The sequence below is a fragment of the Photorhabdus hindustanensis genome (assembly GCF_002968995.1).
GTDB lineage: Bacteria > Pseudomonadota > Gammaproteobacteria > Enterobacterales > Enterobacteriaceae > Photorhabdus > Photorhabdus akhurstii.
Window position 1 is genome coordinate 79,425 of record NZ_PUWT01000078.1, and the last position, 22,998, is coordinate 102,422.

Below are 22,998 nucleotides of genomic sequence, written 5' to 3' on the forward strand. Positions count from 1 at the left end.
TGAACAGATCAGTCGGCACGATAGCTTCTTCGCGCTGGGGGGTCATTCTCTGCTGGCAGTACGAATGATTGAACGTCTGCGTCACCTGGGGCTGACACTGGCAGTACGTGACTTGTTCCAGTCTCCAGTGTTGTCTGAATTGGCGCAAACGTTGGGGCAGCATCGGGCTGTGGTGGTACCGCCAAATGTCATTACGTCAGCGACGACGACAATTACGCCGGGAATGTTGCCGCTGGTAGATCTGACTCAGGCTGACATTGACGGTATCGTTGGGCAAGTGCCGGGTGGGATGGCCAATATTCAGGATATTTATGCCCTGTCGCCGTTGCAGGACGGTATTTTGTTCCACCACTTATTGGCAAGCGAAGGTGATCCCTATCTGGTGATCAGTCAGATGGCTTTTGCTGATCGCTCTTTGCTAGACCGTTATTTAGCGGCAGTGCAACAGGTGATTGAACGTCACGATATCCTGCGTACTGCTTTTCTCTGGCAAGGATTATCTGTGCCGGTTCAAGTGGTTTGGCGTCAGACGCCTTTATCGGTCACTGAATTGACGCTGAACCCGGCGGATGGCCTGATTTGTGATCAACTGACTCAACGTTTTAATCCCCGTCATTATCGTCTTGACTTGAATCAAGCGCCATTGTTGCGGTTTGTGGTGGCACAGGAAGGGGATGATGGGCGCTGGATGGTACAGCAATTACTGCATCACCTGATTGGCGACCATACCACGCTGGACGTGATGAACCGTGAAGTTCAAGTTTATCTGGACGGACAGGAGGAGAGCTTGCCTGTGCCGACGCCTTTCCGCAATCTGGTGGCACAGGCTCGGTTGGGTGTCAGTCAAACGGAACATATTCGCTTCTTTAGCGAGATGTTGGCTGGTGTGGATGAACCGACGCTGCCGTTTGGTTTGACGGAAGTACATCGTGATGGTTCACAGGTGGCGGAATCCCATCGGATGTTGGCGCCTGAACTGAATGATCGCCTGCGCGGTCAGGCTCGGCGTTTGGGCGTCAGTCTGGCGGCGTTGTGCCATCTGGCCTGGGCACAGGTGTTGTCGCATACCAGCGATCAGGAGCAAGTGGTGTTCGGTACCGTGCTGTTTGGACGCATGGCGACGGGAGAGGGTACCGACAATGGCATGGGGCTGTTTATCAATACCTTGCCGTTACGGTTGGACATCGATAATACGCCGGTACAGGACAGTGTACGGGCCGCTCATACCCGACTGGCCGGATTATTAGAACATGAACATGCTTCACTGGCGCTGGCCCAGCGTTGCAGTGGCGTGCAGGGCGAGATCCCCCTCTTTAGTAGCTTGCTGAACTATCGACATAATGCCTTGTCGGCAACGTCAGATGGACAGATAGACGGTATTGAGTTTCTTGAGGCACATGAGCGAACTAACTACCCGTTAGTACTGTCGGTGGAGGATTTTGGCGAAGCATTGGGATTGACCGCTCAAGTTGTCCAGCCGTTTGAACCAGAACGGATATGCGGCTACATGCAACAGGCACTGGAGAGCTTGGTAGAAGCACTAGAACAGGCGCCGAAAATGTCGGTACATCAGTTAAAAATTGTGCCGGAAGCGGAGCGTACATTGTTGTTAACAACCTGGAACGCAACGGAAACCACATATCCTGATGTGTCATGTATTCATCAATTATTTGAACAACAGGTGGAGCAAACCCCTGATGCGATAGCGTTAGTGTATGAAGATCAGGCGCTCAGTTATGCGGAATTAAATGCCCGTGCTAACCGGTTAGCCCATCAGCTTATTGCGTTGGGCGTAGAGCCGGATCAGCGAGTGGCGATTTGCGTGTCACGTTCGCCGGCAATGGTGGTGGGAGTATTGGCAATACTGAAAGCCGGTGGCGCCTATGTGCCGTTGGACCCGGTTTATACCGGGGAGCGTTTGGCGCATATTCTGACCGATGCCGCTCCGGCTATGGTGCTGGCGGATGATATCGGACATGATGCACTGGGCGAGAAAACGCTGGCTGGTCTGACTGTACTCGACCCCAATATCTTGCCTGATCAACCGGATGGTAATCCACAGCTATCTACATTGACTTCCCGGCATTTGGCGTATGTGATTTACACCTCTGGCTCAACCGGCACGCCGAAGGGGGTGATGGTCGAACATCGTAATATTCTGCGTTTGTTTGAGGCGACTGAATCCTGGTATCACTTTAACCGGCAAGATGTTTGGTGCCTGTTCCATTCCATTGCATTTGACTTCTCGGTGTGGGAATTATGGGGGGCGTTACGTTACGGCGCTAAACTGGTTCTGGTGCCGCACGCGATTGCCTGTTCCCCTCAAGAGCTGCATCAATTCGTGTGCCAGCACGGTATCACGGTATTGAATCAGACGCCGAGCGCTTTCAAAGCCTTTATTGCCAGTTATGTTGATAACCCATTACCGGACCAGTTGCGTTATATCATCTTTGGAGGAGAAGCTCTTGAACCCGGTATGTTACGGCCGTGGTATCGCCTGCGTGAAGAGACGTCACCGCAGTTAGTGAATATGTACGGTATCACGGAGACAACGGTTCATGTGACTTATCGGGAACTGAATCCGCATGATGTGGAACAGATAACCAGTCCTATTGGTGCGCGTATTCCGGATTTAACCCTCTATCTGTTGGATAAATATGGCCAGCCGGTGCCGTTAGGAGCGGAGGGTGAGTTGTATGTGGGTGGTGCCGGTGTGGCCCGTGGTTATTTGAATCGCCCAGAGCTGACAGCGGAACGTTTCCTGATTGATCCGTTTAGTGATCGACCGGATGCCCGGATGTACCGTACCGGAGATTTGGCCCGTTACCTGCCGAAGGGGGATTTAGTGTTTGTGGGCCGCAACGACCAGCAGGTTAAAATCCGTGGTTTCCGCATTGAGCCGGGGGAAATTGAAACACGTCTGATAGAGCACCCGGCGGTGCGTGAGGCGGCTGTGCTGGCACTGGGGGATGGGCCGGATAAACGTTTGGTTGCTTATGTGGCGGCGCCAGTGGATGACGGGTTGGTGAATAGTTTGCGTACTCACCTGAGTAAAATGTTGCCTGACTACATGGTACCGTCAGCCTTTGTGCGGCTGGATGCTTTCCCGTTAACGCCGAATGGTAAGCTGGATCGTCGGGCGCTACCGGCGCCGGACGGCGAGGCTTTTGCCCGTCAGATTTATGCAGCGCCCCAAGGGAAAACGGAAATCGCATTGGCGGCTATCTGGCGTGAGTTATTAGGTATAGAACAGATTAGCCGGTACGATAGCTTCTTCGCGCTGGGCGGCCATTCTCTGCTTGCTGTGCGGATGATTGAACGTCTGCGTCACCTGGGGCTGACACTGGCAGTGCGTGACCTATTCCAGTCACCGGTGTTATCTGAACTGGCCCAAACGTTAGGGCAATATCGGGCTGTGGCAGTGCCGCCGAATGTGATTACGTCAGCGACGACGACAATTACGCCGGAGATGTTGCCGCTGGTAGATCTGACCCAAGCTGACATTGACTGTATCGTCGGGCAAGTGCCGGGCGGGATGACCAATATTCAGGATATTTATGCCTTGTCGCCGTTGCAGGATGGTATTTTGTTCCACCACTTATTGGCAAACGAAGGTGATCCGTATCTGGTGGTCAGTCAGATAGCCTTTGCTGATCGCGCTTTGCTAGACCGTTATCTGGCGGCGGTACAACAGGTGGTTGATCGCCATGATATCCTGCGTACCGCCTTTATCTGGCGAGAGTTGTCTGTACCGGTTCAGGTGGTCTGGCGTCAAGCCGCTTTGTCAGTGATGGAACTGGATTTGAATCCGGCGGATGGGCGAGCTTGTGATCAGTTAACCCAGCGTTTTGACCCTCGTCATCATCGTCTCGATTTGGGCGAGGCGCCGTTATTGCGCTTTGTGGTGGCGCAAGAGGTTGATGGCCGCTGGATTGTACAGCAATTGTTGCATCATCTGATTGGCGACCATACCACGTTGGACGTAATGAACCGTGAAGTACAAGCTTATCTGAACGGGCAGGAGGAGAGTCTGCCAGTGCCGACACCTTTCCGCAATCTGGTGGCACAGGCCCGGTTAGGCGTCAGTCAGGAAGAACATACCCGCTTCTTTACTGACATGTTAGTCGAGGTAGATGAACCGACCTTGCCGTTTGGTTTGACGGAGGTATATCGTGATGGATCACAGGTGACGGAATCGCACCGGATGTTGTCAGTCGAACTCAATAACCGTTTACGTCATCAGGCGAGACAGTTGGGCGTCAGTCTGGCGGCCTTGTGTCATCTGGCCTGGGCACAGGTACTATCGTGCGCCAGCGAGCAGGAACAAGTGGTGTTTGGCACGGTGCTGTTTGGGCGCATGGCGGCGGGAGATGGGGCCGACAGCGGCATGGGGCTGTTTATTAATACCTTGCCGCTGCGGTTGGATATCGATGAGACCTCGGTACGAGACAGTGTGCAGGCCGCTCATACCCGATTGGCTGGATTATTAGCTCATGAGCATGCGTCTCTGGCGCTGGCGCAGCGTTGCAGCAGTGTCGCTAGTGGTACGCCGCTCTTCAACGCATTATTAAACTACCGGCATAACCTCTCTCTGGTAGCGCCGGATGAAACAATGAAGGGCATTGAATTCTTAAGTGGGCAGGAGCGGACTAACTATCCGTTTACCCTGTCAGTGGAGGATTTTGGCGATGCTCTGGGGCTGACGGCTCAAATTGTCCAGCCGTTTGATCCGGATCGCATATGCGGTTATATGCAGCAGGCGCTGGAAAGTCTGGCGGAAGCACTTGAACGGCGGCCTGAGACGCCGGTGCGGGCATTAAATATTTTGCCAGAGGTGGAGCGAAAGCTGTTGCTGGAAATGTGGGATACCACTGAAACCGCGTATCCTGAGATGTTATGTATTCATCAGTTGTTTGAACAACAGGTGGAGCAAACCCCAGAGGCCACGGCGTTAGAGTATCAAGAACAAATCCTCAGCTATGCTGAACTCAATAGCAGAGCTAACCGTCTTGCTCACAAACTGATTACGCTGGGAGTCGTACCGGACCAGCGGGTAGTGATTTGTGCAACACGTTCACCAGCGATGCTAGTGGGACTGTTGGCGATACTGAAAGCCGGAGGGGCGTATGTGCCGTTGGACCCAACTTATCCGGGGGAACGTCTGACGCATATCCTGAATGATGTTGCCCCGTCAGTGGTGTTGGCGGATAAGATTGGACGATCGGCTCTGAGCGAAGAGGCATTGGTCGGGTTAACGGTATTAGATCCGAATATTCAGCCTGACCAACCGGACAGCAATCCACAAGGGATTGCACTGACTCCACAACATCTGGCGTATGTTATCTATACTTCTGGCTCTACCGGCATGCCGAAAGGTGTAATGGTGGAACATCAGGCTATTTATCAACGCTATTTCGGTTTTAATCAGACCTATGCCGTCACGGCACAAGACCGGATGCTGCAATTTTCCTCTTTTGCTTTCGATGCGTCCGTCGAAGAATTGTTTTCGTCATTATGCAATGGCGCCACGCTGGTGATTCGTGATGATAGTTGGCTGGCTTCTGTGTCGGCGTTTATCACCTTAGCCCGGCAGAATCAAATCACCGTGATGTCTCTGCCAACCCTGTTCTGGTCTGAACTGGCAGCCAGAGACAGGACATTATTGCTACCGGATTGCCTCAGATTAATCATTATTGGTGGCGAGATGGTGAAGAAGAGCGCCATTCAGGCGTGGTTTGCGCAGGCAGAGCCTCGTCCACGATTATTAAATACTTATGGCCCGACGGAAAATACCGTCATTGCGACCTGTCAGGCGATATTATCCGCGGAAGATGCGTGTTCTATAGGCCGACCAGTTAGCCATACTGGCATATACTTGCTGGACAGATATGGCCAGCCTGTGCCATTAGGCAGTATTGGCGAAATATATATTGGTGGCGCCGGTGTGGCGCGTGGCTATCTGAACCGCCCTGAATTGACCGCCGAACGTTTCCTTGTTGATCCATTCAGTAGTAACCCAGATGCCCGTATGTACCGCACCGGGGATTTAGCCCGTTATCTGCCGGACGGCAATCTGGAATTCCTGGGCCGTAACGACCAGCAGGTTAAAATCCGCGGCTTCCGCATTGAACCGGGGGAAATTGAAGCCCGGTTGGCGGAACACCCGGCGGTGAATGAATCGGTGGTATTGGCGCAGGGTGAAGGACAAGAGAAACGGCTGGTTGCCTATGTCGTGGCGCCAGAGGATGATGGGCTGGTGAACAGCCTGCGTGCCCACCTGAGTGCTGTTTTGCCTGATTATATGGTGCCAACGGCTTTTGTGCGGCTGGATACATTCCCGTTACTGCCGAATGGCAAGCTGGATCGTCGGGCGTTACCGGCACCGGACAGTGACGCCGTGGCTCGTCAAACTTATGAAGCGCCACAAGGGGAAACGGAAATAGCCCTGGCGGCGATTTGGCGTGAAGTCTTAGGTGTTGAACAGATCAGCCGGTATGACAATTTCTTTGCTCTGGGCGGTCACTCGTTATTGGCGATGCGAGTGATGAACCGGGTAGCCGCTTTGGGTATCGAACTACCATTAACCACTCTGTTTAAATCCCCTTCATTAAAGGCATTTGCTGAGGTTATGCAAGCCCGGATGGGACAGCCGGACATTATTCTGCCGTCCATCCTGCCGATATCCCGTGAAGGGGAATTACCGTTATCATTTGCTCAACAACGCCTGTGGTTCCTGGCGCAGCTTGAGGGCGTCAGTGAAACTTATCATATCCCGATGTCCCTGCGTTTGTCTGGTCAACTGGATATCATGGCTTGGCAAAAGGCGCTGGATACCTTGTTTGCCCGCCATGAAGCGTTACGTTCTGTCTTTGTCTCTGTAGATGGTCAACCGCAAGTGCGACTGTTGGAACCGGATAGCGGCTTACTGTTATCTCAATATGACCTGCGCGGAGTTTCGGATGCTGATGAAGTTCTTGAGCGCCTGAGCACGGAGGAGGCCCATGCGTCATTTGACCTCGAAAGCGGCCCGCTTATCCGTGCCGCTCTCATCCGGCTCACCGATGACGAATATCAATTTTTACTGACTCAGCATCATATTATTTCTGATGGCTGGTCTGGCAATGTACTGATACAGGAACTGAACGCGCTCTATACGGCGTTTATGACTGGGCAGCCGGATACGTTGCCGCCGTTGGCGATTCAATACCCGGATTACGCCGCCTGGCAGCGTCAGTGGTTGTCGGCTGAACGGGTTCAGGTTCAATCCGACTATTGGCGTGCAATGTTGGCTGACGCGCCGGTTCTATTGGATGTGCCCACTGACCGGCCCCGTCCGCCGGAGCAGTCGTTTGCCGGAGATGCCGTGCCGGTTAACTTAGATGTTGAATTAACGACCGCCCTTAAGCGCCTGAGTGAGCAGCAGGGCGTCACCTTATTCATGACGCTGTTGTCAGCCTGGGCGGTGGTTCTGTCACGTTTGTCAAGTCAGGAAGATGTGGTGATTGGCACGCCGAGCGCAGGCCGTGGTCGTCAGGAAGTGGAACCGTTGATTGGTTTCTTTGTCAATACGTTGGCGTTGCGTATTGGTTTATCAGGCAAGCTGACCGTGACGGAATTACTGGCGCGAGTTCGGCAAATCGCATTGACGGCTCAGGAGCATCAGGATTTGCCGTTTGAACAGGTGGTGGAAATTGTGCAGCCGCCGCGCCGACTGGCTCATACCCCGTTATTCCAGGTGATGTTTGCCTGGCATAACAATGAGAACTCGGAATGGGAATTACCGGGGCTGGCAGTCTCACCGGTCTATCAAGCTTTTGATATTGTCAAGTTTGATCTTGAACTGGGATTGGCAGAGGAGGAGGGCAGGATTGTTGGGGCGCTGAGTTATGCCTCTGCCCTGTTTGATTCGGCAACAATGGAACGACAGGTGGGATATCTGCACGCGGTGTTGCAAGCGATGGTGGTTAACCCTCAACAGCCGATCGGAGAAATTGATATTCTGGCCCCGGCGGAGCGCAAGCTATTGCTGGAAACCTGGAACGCGACGGGAACCACCTATCCTGAGGCGTTATGCATTCATCAATTGTTTGAACAACAGGTGGAGCAAACCCCGGAAGCCACGGCGCTGGTGTATCAAGAGCAAACCCTCAGTTATGCCGAATTAAATGCCCGCGCTAACCGGTTGGCCCATCAGCTTATCGCATTGGGTGTCGTACCTGACCAGCCGGTGGCGATTTGTGTGTCACGTTCACCGGTGATGGTGGTGGCGCTGTTGGCGGTGTTGAAAGCCGGTGGCGCCTATGTGCCGCTGGACCCAACTTATCCGCTAGAACGTTTGGCGTATATCCTGAATGATACTACTCCGTCAGTGGTATTGGCTGATGCGACTGGACGGGCAGCGCTGGGTGACGAAGCGTTGAGCGGGCTGACGGTACTTGACCCGAATACCTTGCCAGATCAGTCGGATCGCAACCCGCAGGTAGCTGCGTTGACGCCGCAGCATCTGATTTACATCATCTATACCTCCGGCTCAACGGGACAGCCGAAAGGGGTGATGGTGGAACATCAGGCGGTGTATCAGCGTCATTTGGGTTTTAATGAGTCTTATGCGGTTACGGCACAAGATCGGATGTTGCAATTTGCTTCTTTTGCATTTGACGTTTCGGTGGAAGAGTGTTTCTCGACATTATGCAACGGAGCCACGCTGGTCATGCGTGATGATAGTTGGCTGACGTCGATGTCGGAGTTTATTGCCTTAACCTGGCAGCACCGTATCACAGTGCTGTCTTTACCGGCGTTATTTTGGTCCGAACTGGTTGCCAGAGACGATAATGCATTACCGCTGCCGGATTGTCTCCGGCTCATTATCATTGGCGGTGAGGCGGTCAAAAAGAGCGCCATTCAGGACTGGTTTGTGCGAGAACTCCACCGACCCCGACTATTGAACGCTTATGGCCCGACGGAAAATACCGTAACAGCGACTTGTAAGGAGATTTTATCTCCAACCGATGATTGTTCTATCGGTCGGCCGCTTAAAAATACCTGCGTTTACTTGCTGGACAAATACGGTCAGTTAGTGCCGTTGGGTGGCGTTGGCGAAATGTATATTGGCGGCGTGGGTGTGGCGCGGGGTTATCTTAACCAGCCGGAACTGAGCGCGGAACGTTTTATACCGGACCCTTTTAGCCCGGTATCTGGCGCACGGATGTATGTTACTGGGGATTTGGCCCGCTACTTGCCGGATGGCAACCTGGAATTCTTGGGGCGTAACGACCATCAGGTTAAAATTCGCGGCTTCCGGGTTGAGCTGGGAGAAATTGAAACCCGGTTGGAGGAACACCCGGCGGTGCAAGAGGCGGCGGTGCTGGTGTGGGAGGATGAGCAGAGCAAACGGCTGGTCGCCTATGTGGCGGCGGAAGCGAATGAAGGGTTGGCAGTCCGTTTGCGTGAACATTTGAGTGCGGTTTTACCTGACTATATGGTACCGGCAGCTTTTGTGCGGCTGGATACTTTACCGCAGACCCCGAATGGCAAGTTGGATCGCCGGGCGTTGCCGGCGCCGGGGGAGGAGGCGTTTGCCCGTCAGATCTATGAAGCCCCGCAAGGGAAGATAGAAACGATGTTGGCGGCTGTCTGGTGTGAGTTACTGGGTGTTGAGCAGATTAGCCGACATGACAGTTTCTTTGCGCTGGGTGGTCATTCGCTGCTTGCTGTGCGCATGATTGAACGATTGCGGCGTATTGGTCTGAGTATATCGGTAAAAACATTATTCCAGCATCCGACACTCTGTATTTTGGCACAATCTCTGGTTCAGCATAATGAAATTCAGGTGCCTGACAACCGTATTACACCGGATACTACGGTGCTGACGCCGGCGATGTTGCCGCTGATTGATTTGACCCAAGCTGATATTGATCACATTGTCGGGCAAGTGCCGGGCGGGATCGCCAATATTCAGGATATCTATGCGCTGTCGCCGTTGCAGGATGGCATTTTGTTCCACCATCTGTTGGCAAATGAAGGTGATCCGTATCTGTTGACGGGGCAGATGGTTTTTGCTGACCGAGCGCTATTGGATCGTTATCTGGCGGCGGTTCAACAGATAATTGATCGGCACGATATTCTACGTACCGCGTTTCTCTGGCAGGGATTGTCAGTCCCGGCGCAAGTGGTCTGGCGTCAGGCCCCATTGTCGGTGACGGAATTGACATTAAATCCAGCGGACGGCCCGGTCAGCGAGCAGTTAACCCAGCGTTTTGATCCGCGTCATCATCGTCTCGACCTGAGCGAAGCGCCGTTGTTGCGTTTTGTCATCGCTCGGGAAACCGATGGTCGTTGGTTGTTGCTGGAATTGCATCATCACTTGATCGGCGATCATGAAACGATGGAGGTGATGCACCGCGAAGTGCAGGCGTACCTGACAGGCCAGGAGGATAATCTGCCTGCGCCGACACCGTTCCGCAATCTGGTGGCTCAGGTCCGGTTGGGGGTAAGTCAGGAAGAGCATACTCGTTTCTTTACTGACATGTTAGCGGCGGTAGATGAACCGACTCTGCCGTTTGGTTTGACGGAAGTGCGTCGTGATGGTTCGCAAGTGGCGGAAGTTCACCGGATGTTGCCAGCTGGATTAAATGACCGTTTGCGTCATCAGGCGAGACATCTGGGCGTCAGTCTGGCGGCCTTGTGTCATCTGGCTTGGGCGCAGGTGTTGGCGCGTACCAGCGGTCAGAAGAATGTTGTGTTTGGTACGGTGCTGTTTGGGCGTATGCAGGCCGGGGAAGGGGCAGACAATAGCATGGGGCTGTTTATTAATACCTTGCCGTTGCGGCTGGATATCGATGAGACCCCAGTACGGAGCAGCGTGCAGGCCGCCCATGCTCGACTAGCCGGACTATTAGAACATGAGCACGCGTCGCTAGCGCTGGCCCAGCGTTGCAGCGGTGTGCAAGGTGAAATTCCTCTCTTTAATAGCTTGCTGAACTATCGGCATAACACCTTGCTGGCAGCGTCGGATGACATCATCAGCGGTATTGAATTTATTGGTGGGCAGGAGCGGACTAACTATCCGTTAATGCTATCAGTGGAGGATTTTGGCGAATCCTTGGGGCTGACGGCTCAGGTCGTGCAACCGTTTGATCCTGAAAGTCTATGCGGTTATATGCAGCGAGCGCTGGAAAGTCTGGTGGATGCCCTTGAGCGAGTGCCGGACATGCCTGTGAGGGCATTGGAAATCTTGCCGAAAGCGGAACGTACGCTGTTGCTCGAAACTTGGAACGCGACGGAAACTACCTATCCTGAGATGTTATGTGTTCACCAGTTGTTTGAACAACAGGTGGAGCAAGCCCCTGACGCGATAGCGTTAGTGTATCAAGAACAAATCCTCAGTTATGCCGAATTAAATGCCCGCGCCAACCGTCTGGCCCATCAACTTATCGCACTGGGCGTCGCACCTGACCAACGGGTGGCGATTTGTGTGGCGCGTTCACCGGCAATGGTAGTGGGATTGCTGGCGGTGATGAAAGCGGGCGGAGCCTATGTGCCGCTAGACCCGTCTTATCCTGGCGCGCGTCTGACACATGTCCTGCATGATGCGGCCCCAATGGTGGTGCTGGCGGATGAGGTTGGCAGGGCTGTACTGGGTGAGGAAGCGCTGGCTGGACTAACGGTACTGGACCCGAATACTCTGCCTGATCAGCCGGACAATAATCCGCGGGTGCCTGCGCTGACTTCCCGGCATCTGGCCTATGTGATTTACACCTCCGGCTCCACGGGGGTGCCCAAAGGGGTGATGATTGAGCACCGCAATGCGGTTAACTTCCTGTACTGGGCGCAGCGGGCCTTTGAGACGGAAGAGATCCACGAGGTGCTTTTCTCGACGTCGATGAGTTTCGACCTGTCCATTTTCGAATGTTTTATGCCGTTGTCTCGTGGCGCGGCGATTCATCTGGTAGAGGGTGCCTTGTCATTGATGCAGCATGCCCTGCCGGTGACCTTGATCAACTCAGTCCCGTCAGCAATGAAACCGTTATTGCAGGCTCAGGCGCTGATGGCGTCGGTTCATACTGTCAATCTGGCGGGGGAACCGCTCAAAGGCGCCTTAATTGAACAGATTTTCGCAGAAACACAAATACAGCGGCTGTGTAATCTCTATGGACCTTCTGAAACGACCACCTATTCAGCCTGGTTGCCGATACAGCGAGGCGACCGAATCATTGAAAGTATCGGCCGTCCGATAGCCAACACCCGTCTTTATTTACTGGACGAGTATGGTCAACCGGTGCCGTTGGGTGTAGTGGGGGAAATTTATATCGGGGGCGCGGGGGTGGCGCGTGGCTACCTCAATCGCCCAGACTTGACGGCGGAGCGGTTCCTGATTGATCCGTTTAGTGATATGCCGGATGCCCGGATGTACCGCACCGGGGATTTAGCCCGTTATTTGCCGGACGGCAATCTGGAATTCCTTGGCCGTAACGACCAGCAGGTTAAAATCCGCGGCTTCCGCATTGAACCGGGGGAAATTGAATCCCGGTTGGTGGAACACCCGGCGGTGAGTGAATCGGTGGTATTGGCGCAAGGGGAAGGGCAGGAAAAACGACTAGTGGCCTATGTGGTAGCGGAAGCCGATGAGGGGTTGATTAACCGTTTACGCGAACATCTGAGTATTCAGTTGCCTGATTACATGGTGCCGTCGGCCTTTGTGCGGCTGGATGCACTGCCATTGACGCCGAACGGTAAATTGGATCGTCAAGCGTTACCGGCGCCAGACAATGAAGCCGTTGCCCGTCAGATTTACGAAGCGCCACAGGGAGCAATGGAAATGGCTCTGGCGGCGATTTGGCGTGAAGTCTTAGGTGTTGAACAGATCAGCCGGTATGACAATTTCTTTGCTCTGGGCGGCCATTCGTTGCTGGCGGTGCGGGTGATGAACCGGGTAGCGGCTTTGGGTATCGAACTGCCGCTAACGACCTTGTTTAAGTCTCCTTCGTTAAGGGCGTTTGCTGAGGTTATGAAGGCCCGGCCCGGTCAACCGGATAATATCTTGCCGATATCCCGTGATGGGGCGTTACCGTTGTCATTTGCTCAACAGCGCCTGTGGTTCTTGGCACAGCTTGAGGGCGTCAGTGAAACTTATCATATCCCGATGGCCCTGCGTTTATCTGGACAATTGGATGTCATGGCTTGGCAAAAAGCGCTGGATACCTTATTTGACCGCCATGAAGCGTTACGTTCGGTTTTTGTCTCTGTAGATGGTCAGCCACAAGTACATCTGTTGGAGCCGGATAGCGGCTTACTATTATCTCAATATGACCTGCGCGGGATACCGGATGCTGATGTTGTTCTTGAGCGTTTGAGCGTAGAGGAAGCCCATGCGTCATTTGACCTTGAAAGCGGCCCGCTTATTCGTGCGGCGCTCATCCGTATCACCGATGACGAATATCAGTTTTTGCTGACCCTGCATCACATAATTTCCGATGGCTGGTCTGCCAATGTGCTGATACAGGAGCTGAACACACTCTATACGGCGTTTATGGATGGGCAATCCGATCCATTGCCGCCATTGGCGATTCAATACCCGGATTACGCCGCCTGGCAACGTCAGTGGTTATCGGCTGAACGTATTCAGGTTCAGTCAGACTATTGGCGGACAATGTTGGCTGATGCGCCAGTCTTGCTAGATTTGCCGACAGATCGGCCTCGACCGCCGGAGCAGTCGTTTGTTGGGCAGTCCGTGCCGATTAACTTGGATGCGGCGTTAACGACCACCCTTAAGCGCCTGAGTGAACAGCACGGCGTCACCTTATTTATGACGCTGTTGTCAGCGTGGGCGGTGGTTCTATCGCGCTTGTCAGGTCAGGAAGATGTGGTGATTGGCACCCCGAGCGCGGGTCGCAATCGTCAGGAAGTAGAGCCGTTGATTGGTTTCTTTGTCAATACGTTAGCGTTGCGCATGGATTTATCGGGTGAACTGACGGTGACGGAATTACTGGCGCGAGTTCGGCAAACCGCATTGACAGCTCAGGAGCATCAGGATTTACCGTTTGAACAGGTGGTGGAAATTGTGCAACCGCCGCGCCGACTGGCGCATACCCCATTGTTCCAGGTGATGTTTGTCTGGCAGAACAATGAGAACACGGAGTGGGGATTACCGGGGCTGGCGGTGTCGCCGGTCAATCAAGCCGTTGATGTTGTCAAGTTTGATCTTGAACTAAGCTTGTCAGAGGAGGAGGGCAGGATTGTTGGGGAGTTGAATTTTGCCGCCTCCCTGTTTGATCCATCGACAATGGAGCGGCAGGTAGGATATCTGTATGCAGTATTGCAAGCGATGGCGGCTGACTCTCAACAGCCGGTCGGAGAAATTGATATCTTGTCCCCGGCGGAGCGTAGGTTGTTGTTGGAAACTTGGAACGCCACGGAAACCGCCTATCCTGAGAAGTTATGTATCCATCAGTTGTTTGAGCAACAGGTGGAGAAAACGCCTAATGCGATAGCATTAGTGTATGAAGAGCTAACCCTCAGTTATGCCGAATTAAATAGCCGTGCTAACCGGCTGGCTCGTCAACTGATCGAACAAGGAGTTTGTCCCGGTGATCATATTGCGCTCCTGCTAGCGCGTTCGATGGAACTGGTAGCGGCTCAATTGGCGATTCTTAAAGCCGGCGCCGTTTACGTGCCGATAGATCCTAGTGTGCCGGATGAGCGGAAAAACTGGCTGATCAGTGATTGTTCAGCCAAGTTGTTGCTTACCGATATGCGGACGGGTATTCCGGCTAACTTGACTGTGCCGCTGCTTCGTCTCGCGGATGAAATAGATACGGGCTGCGAAGAAGATCGCTTTAACCTTGACTTACCGCGTTCCAGCGCCGAATTAGCGTATATCATGTACACCTCCGGTTCTACCGGGATGCCTAAAGGCGTCTTGGTGCCGCATCGTGCGGTGGTCCGGCTGGTTATCAATAATGGCTATGCTGAAATCGTGCCGGATGATCGGGTAGCCTTTGCCGCCAATCCCGCTTTCGATGCCAGCACCTTTGAAGTCTGGGCGCCGTTGCTCAATGGCGGCGCATTAGTGGTGATCGATCATGCTACTTTGTTGACGCCGCAGGCGTTTGTACAAGATCTACAAATTCAACGAATCACGGTTCTGTGGTTGAGCGTCGGATTGTTTAACCAGTTAGCGACGGAGCTGTCTCCGGTTCTTCCACAGATAAGGCTGCTGATTGTCGGCGGAGATGCCCTTGATCCCCATGTTATCGGCCAGGTACTGAACACCAGTCCGCCACAACAGCTATTAAATGGCTATGGACCGAGTGAAGGCACCACCTTTACGGCAACATACCGTATCACTGCATTAGCGTCGGGAGCCGCTCGCGTTCCTATCGGTCGACCGGTAGCCAACACGCGGGTTTATCTGTTGGACGCGTATGGTCAGCCGGCGCCGTTAGGCGTGGTCGGTGAGATTTATATCGGGGGAGATGGCGTGGCCTGTGGCTATCTTAATCGGCCAGAATTGACCGCTGAACGTTTCCTGATTGATCCATTCAGTGATAACCCAGATGCCCGCCTGTACCGCACCGGGGATTTAGCCCGCTATCTACCGGATGGCAATCTGGAATTCCTGGGCCGCAATGATCAGCAGGTTAAAATCCGCGGTTTCCGCATTGAACCGGAGGAAATTGAGGCCCGGTTAGCAGAGTACCCAACGGTGCGTGAGGCGGCGGTATTGGTACGAGGTGAAGGGCAGGAGAAACGGCTGGTGGCCTATGTGGCGGCGGAAGCCCGTGACGGACTGGCGAGCAGCTTGCGTGCCCATCTAAGCGCCATTTTGCCTGACTATATGGTGCCGTCGGCCTTTGTACGACTGGATGCGTTTCCGCTAACGCCGAACGGTAAATTGGATCATCAAGCGTTGCCGGAACCGGACAATGACGCCTTTGTCCACCAAGTTTACGCCGCGCCTCAGGGAGAAACAGAAATAGCGTTGGCGGCTATCTGGCGTGAATTACTGGGGATTGAGCAGGTCAGCCGGTATGACAGCTTTTTTGCCTTGGGTGGTCATTCGCTGCTTGCGATACGGATGGTTGAACGCCTGCGTCACTTGGGATTGACGCTGACGGCGCGTGATCTGTTCCAATCACCGGTGCTGTCAGACCTGGCGAAAACATTGGGACAGCATCAGGCTGTGATAGTGCCGCCTAACGTCATCACTTCGGCAACTACGGCCCTGACGCCGGCGATGTTGCCGCTGATTGATTTGACTCAGGCTGACATTGACCGCATCGTCAGACAGGTGCCGGGCGGAGTAAGCAACATTCAGGATATCTATGCCCTGTCGCCGTTGCAGGACGGTATTTTGTTCCACCACTTACTGGCAAACGCAGGGGACCCTTATTTGTTAGCCGGTCAGATGGTCTTTGCTGATCGGACTCTACTGGACCGTTATCTGGCGGCAGTACAACAAGTTGTTGATCGCCACGATATTTTGCGTACCGCCTTTATCTGGCAAGAGTTGTCTGTGCCGGCTCAGGTCGTCTGGCGTCAGGCGCCTTTATCGGTTACTGAATTGACGCTAGACCCGGCGGATGGGCCGATTTGTGATCAGCTGATTCAACGTTTTAATCCCCGTCATTATCGTCTTGAGCTGGATCAAGCGCCATTGTTGCGGTTTGTGGTGGCGCAGGAGAGTGATGGTCGTTGGGTAGTACTGCAATTGCTGCATCATCTGATTGGCGACCATACCACGCTGGACGTGATGAACAGTGAGGTTCAGGCGTATCTTACCGAACGGGAGGAGAGTCTGACCTCCCCAGTCTCTTTCCGTAATTTAGTGGCTGAGGCCCGGTTGGGAATGAGTCAGGAGGAACATACCCGCTTCTTTACTGAAATGTTGGCGGAGGTGGACGACCCCACGCTGCCATTCGGATTGACGGAGGTGCATCGTGATGGTTCACAGGTAACGGAATCCCACTGGATGCTGGCGCCTGAACTGAATGACCGTCTGCGTGGTCAGGCCCGGCGTTTGGGGGTCAGTCTGGCGGCCTTGTGCCATCTGGCTTGGGCACAGGTGTTGTCGCGTACCAGCGATCAGGAGCAAGTGGTGTTCGGCACCGTGCTGTTTGGGCGGATGCAGGCAGGTGAAGGCGCCGACAATGGCATGGGGCTGTTTATCAATACCTTGCCGCTGCGGCTGGACATCGATGATACGCCGGTACGGGAGAGTGTGCTGGCCGCCCATACCCGACTGGCCGGATTACTGGCGCATGAACATGCGTCACTGGCGTTGGCCCAGCGTTGCAGTGGTGTGCGGGGAGAGATCCCCCTCTTTAGCAGCTTGCTGAACTATCGACACAATGCATTTTCGACAACGTTGGATGAACTTGTAAACGGCATTGAATTCCTTGATGCGCAGGAGCGAACCAATTATCCATTAGTGCTGTCGGTGGAGGATTTTGGCGAATCCTTGGGGTTAACCGTCCAAGTTGCTCAGCCGTTTGAACCGGAACGAGTATGCAGTTATATGCAGCAGGCACTGGAGAGCCTGGCGAAAGCATTGGAACAGACCCCGGAAACACCGGTACGGACATTGAATATTCTGCCGGAAGCGGAGCGTACACTGTTGCTGGAAACCTGGAACGCAACGAAAACCGCGTATCCAGAGACGTTGTGTATTCATCAATTGTTTGAACAGCAGGTGGCGCAAACCCCTGATGCGATAGCATTAGTGTATGAAGATCACACCCTCAGTTATGTGGAATTAAATGCCCGTGCTAACCGGCTGGCCCATCAACTTATTGCTCTGGGCGTCGAGCCGGACCAACGGGTAGCGATTTGCGTGTCACGTTCACCGGCAATGGTGGTGGGGATATTGGCGATACTGAAAGCCGGCGGCGCCTATGTGCCGCTAGATCCGGTCTATACCGGGGAGCGTCTGGTACATATTCTGACTGATGCCGCTCCGGTTATTTTGCTGGCGGATAAAGCCGGGCGTGCTGCGTTGGGTGAGAAGGTACTGGCAGAACGCACCGTACTTGACCCAAATGCATTGCTCAACCAGCAGGACGACAACCCGCAGATACCGGCACTCACTTCACGACATCTGGCGTATGTCATTTATACCTCGGGTTCGACAGGAACACCGAAAGGCGTGATGCTGGAACATCGTGGTGTCTGCAACTACCTGCTATGGGCGCGGAGTGATTACCTCACTGAAAGGCAATTCAATAGTATCGTTTCGTCATCGATAGCTTTTGATGCCACGGTCACCAGTCTTTACCTGCCTTTACTGTGCGGCGGCAAGATCCATTTGCTCCGTGACGGGCAGGAGCTGGTTGAATTGCTCTCTGCGTTGTTGTCAATGGAATCAGGCGCTTTGGTTAAAATTACTCCCGGTCATCTTTCGGCAATGGGGCAGAAATTGCAAACTATGGGACAAAAATGCCCCGCTCACTGCTTTATCGTGGGTGGAGAGACACTGCCTAGTTCCACTATTGCACTTTGGCGGACATTATCGCCTGGATCACGCATCATCAACGAGTACGGCCCAACCGAAACCGTCGTGGGTTGTACCGTGTTTGATGTCAATCACCCGAGCTGTTTTGCTGATAACGTACCGATTGGCCGCCCAATATCCAATACCCAAATTTATATTCTCGATACTTACGGGGAACCTGTCCCAATGGGCGTCACGGGTGAACTTTACATTGGGGGAGTCGCTGTTGCTCGTGGCTACCTGAATCGGCCGGAATTGACCGCTGAACGTTTCCTGATGGACCCGTTTAGTGATCAACCGGGCGCTCGTATGTACCGTACCGGGGATTTAGCCCGCTACCTGCCGGATGGCAACCTGGAATTCCTGGGCCGCAACGACCAGCAGGTTAAAGTCCGTGGTTTCCGCATTGAACCGGGGGAAATTGAAACACGTCTGATAGAGCATCCGGGGGTGCGTGAGGCGACGGTGTTGGCGCTGGGGGATGGGCAGGACAAACGGCTGGTTGCTTATGTCGTGGTACCAGCGGATGAGGGGCTGACCAATAACCTGCGTACCCACTTGAGTGTCACTTTACCTGACTATATGGTGCCGTCAGCTTTTGTGCGGCTGGATGCTTTTCCGCTAACGCCGAACGGTAAATTGGATCGTCGGGCCTTGCCGGCTCCCGACAATGAGGCGTTTGCCCGTCAGAGTTATGAAGCGCCGCAAGGGGAAACGGAAATCGCATTGGCGGCTATCTGGCGTGAGTTGCTGGGGGTTGAACAAATAAGTCGGCATGACAACTTCTTCACGTTGGGCGGCCATTCACTGCTTGCCATGCGAATGATAAATCTTGCCGCTGGTCGGGGTTTGGTTTGCACATTGAATGCTGTGTTCCAATTTCCGGTGCTGACTGAACTGGCTGCGAAAATTACCTCAGATCTGTTGTCTCAGCCGCAAAACAGCGCCATATCGGTACGACTTGATGGAGCAGGGTTGCCGCTGTTCTTTGTGCCGAGTGGCATGGGTGATTACTCCTATGTCTTCGGGCTGGCTCGACATATTCCATCGGACCACCCGATTTATGCGCTGCCTTGGCCGTCTATTAACGAAAAACCGATGGCAACAATGGAGCAACAGGCGGCGAGAATGATCACCTTGATAAAGGCTGTTCAACCGGAAGGACCTTATCGGCTATGTGGTTACTCTTCTGGTGGAATATTGGCTTATGCTATTGCTCAGCAGCTTTTGAATGCGGGTGAAGCAGTCAATTTCCTTGGGTTGATTGATGTGCCTGCGCCTCATTATTTAGGGGAACAGATCATACAACCTAAATATCGGTTCTTTATTGAACTGGCTCGACAGTCAGGGGAGGGGCACACGGAAGAGATTGCGGCGTTATACCGAAGAATCGATGAGTTGAATTTTGTGCAGTTTATTGAAGCGGCACAAGAATTGGCGTTATATCCTGCAAATCTGCATGCTGATGTGATCGCAAAACGTTGGGAGCAGATCGAACATTACGCGCAAATAGTTGCGAACTATGAGCCGCCAGCATTAGCAATAACGCTGCATCAGTTCTATGCGGTAGAGCCTTCTCCCGCTATTTCTTTTATGGAGGATGAAACATCGGAGTCAGTGAGCATGGAACCGTCGTTAGGTTGGGCGCAGATAATAGCTGATACTTCGCTTGAGCTGATTGCGATACCGGGTAACCATTTTAGTTTATTGGAGGATGATGAGAATAAAACTGTTTTAGCTCAGGCTTTGAATAGGGCGTTGGAAATCAGTTGTGATGAGGAGACATCGTAATACTGATATAGTCAGGCGTTTTAAATAATTTAACCTTGATATGATAATCCGGTGTATTTCTTATACCGGATTATTTTTCTTTGTTTATCCTTTTCCCAAGGTGCATGCGCGTTAACAAAAACAAAGCCGATTTTCATTTTTCACTGATAGCTTTATGACGGGCAGGTTTTAAACTGTTTTTAAAAACATTGTTTTAATCTCTGATTTTAATCGGCATCAAGTTTTAACCGTTGTTTTTATCACTTTTAATACCTGGTTTTTATTCAGTTTAATCATCATGGTATATCGTGTTTTACATTTAACCAACGTGAATCATACCCGCTTTTTATCTTTGCAGAGGCTGTTTACGCTCAATTCTGAGCGATTTCTATAGGTTATTTTTCGCATAAATTAGGCCAGTCAATGGCTTGATGAGATTAAAGATACCCCCTTATACTTTTTCGGATAATCAACGCGCTGTTTAGAAGTTAAATCCTGTCACATTAACCGTTTTACCCTCCTTTTTATTGCGTTATGTTTATAACTTACTCAGTAAAATAACAGTGAGAAAATATTTTAATATCAACAGGCCGAATAACATTATTTTACCTGCTGATTTATTTTCAATTTTCTGTTAATGGTTAATGGACTTTTAATACCAGAAAGTTACTATCCTTATAAAAAAGTATCTATTGAGTTAAACCCATATTTTCCTTTGATATAAATCTTTAATCTCTCTGTATACTCACTTTTAAATCATTATAGCAGGGAATAAATCTCTTTATTCACGCTGTACTTTTTAAAAAATGGGCATTAATGGGAGACCTACTTTTTAAATCCCCAGATGAATTAATTAGCGATAAAAAAACGCTTGCATTCACTAATAACTGGAAATACAAGTAAAAAGAGAAAATTAATCACGTTAAAAAAAAATGGCATCGGTAAAACAACCATCATTCCTGGGTTTTTCCTATTTTTTAAAGCAAAAATGCATCTAATAGATGGTTTTGATTAAGCAGTTTTTATCAACCTAATGTTCTTTCGTTTCCTGATACGTAGTTAACTTCCCCGTTTCCATTAAACTGATGTTTAGGTTTTCTGTTTTCCCTGTATTTCACTCCTCAACGTTAAAACCCGAGCAGATAACCGAGAGGCTAATAATATTTAAACTTCATTCGGTTAATCCTGTTAAATATTTTTACTTTTATTATTGGATTAACGCGGTCACTTTGTTAAATCAACTCATGACCGGTTTTGCCTGATGTTTTCTCTGCCAATATCAATATAGCAGCGAATTTTTTACCCGTTTTTAAAAGCCTTAATCACTTATTTTCACCATTAATCATTAAAGTTTTCAGCTGTTTTTTCATCACACACTGACTATGTTTTCCAGCTTTTAAAACGACACTGACAAACCATAAACGCCTTTTTAATAACGGTTTTATCATATGCGGATAAAGCGTCTCTCATCTTACCTGAATGAGTGAAAACTTCTGACACGCCTTGCTTTCAAACAAGATGAAAAACGCCACCTCACATGATTTAATCTGAGCGAATCTTAACGTTACGAAGTCAATAAAAAACACTAAAACGAAAAATCAAAGACAGTAAAAACAGCGTTAAAACCCTGCCGGTGGTAGCAAAAAGCGATAAAAAAGAAGTTTCATGGCCATGAAAACGGTCAGTACACCTTTTTTCGTTTTATGATTAATGAAAACTCCACCGTGATAATCGAAGCGCTAAAAGTAAATACAGCCTAATACAGTATCTGTTGCTTTCGTTTAATAAAATTCGGATGTTGGGTGAACGTAACGGGGTAAAAAATTTGGGATTTATGTCACATTTATTAAGTTAATCAAATATTCATCACCCAAACAGACGGGACAATCTGAATTTTTTATTATATGTTCTTGATTGGATATTAAACACATAAAACGGCTGATGAGTTATCTTAACCAGACGCTTAAACAGCAATAGCATATCCCCGACGTTGCCTGTTCATACAGGTTATCAATAAGACTGTCAGCCACAAACTGCCAGCGCTTTCATCGTTCTGACATAACTTGCCCGAGGCGCTTTAACCTTTGGGGCAGCTTATGAGCTGCTCCCCTGGCCTGATAATGCGTTCAGTTAACCTTGTTATCTGATTGTTATTATCTGACCGCGCCAGGTAAGTTCACTGGAACATGACAACCTGTTTCAATCAACAACGGAAAAAACATGGAAAACACCCCCTATCAAATGAATGAAGGCTCACTGACTATCCCAGACAACTGGCGGGATGAATCCATGAATGTCTTTGTGCTGCCGGACGACAGCGGCATCAATCTGGTGGTCAGCCGCACCCCGGTCCCCGCCGGCATGGATAACCACGCTTACTATGAACAGACCCTGGAACAGTTTTGCACCCATCTGCCCGGGTACCAGGAGCATCAGCGCGGCGAAATCACCCTCAGCCAGCAACCCGCCTGCCGTCTGGATTACCAGTGGAAAAGCCCGGAAGGCGACATGTACCAGACCGTGATACTGCAAATCCGGGGTCCGCTGCTGCTGACCTTCAACCTGACCTCCCCCGCGCCTTTTGAAGACGGTCAGCGTGATACCCTGCTGGCAATTGTCCACAGTTTTCAGGCGGTCTGATGACCTGACAGGAGGAACACCATGTCACTTGGCGATGAAATCGTCACCCGGATAGCGCGGGTTGGCGCCCAGCACGCGGTGCACGTCTCCCCGCCACAGGG

2 protein-coding genes (1 of these 2 cut by a window edge) are annotated in these 22,998 nt (G+C 51.7%); both read left to right on the top strand.

Translation table 11 applies throughout. The features are described 5' to 3' along the window. Positions 1–20,278, top strand: the 3' portion of a protein-coding gene (locus C6H66_RS22315; protein WP_146111100.1) for a non-ribosomal peptide synthetase. The gene continues 8,420 nt to the left of window position 1, outside the view; only the last 20,278 of its 28,698 coding nucleotides appear in the window; its start codon lies beyond the left edge, outside the window; its stop codon occupies positions 20,276–20,278. Positions 20,279–22,477: 2,199 nt separating this feature from the next. After that, positions 22,478–22,897, top strand: coding sequence for a DUF1795 domain-containing protein (locus C6H66_RS22320; protein ID WP_105396766.1), 420 nt, complete (start codon positions 22,478–22,480; stop codon positions 22,895–22,897). The last annotated feature ends 101 nt before the right edge of the window (positions 22,898–22,998 follow it).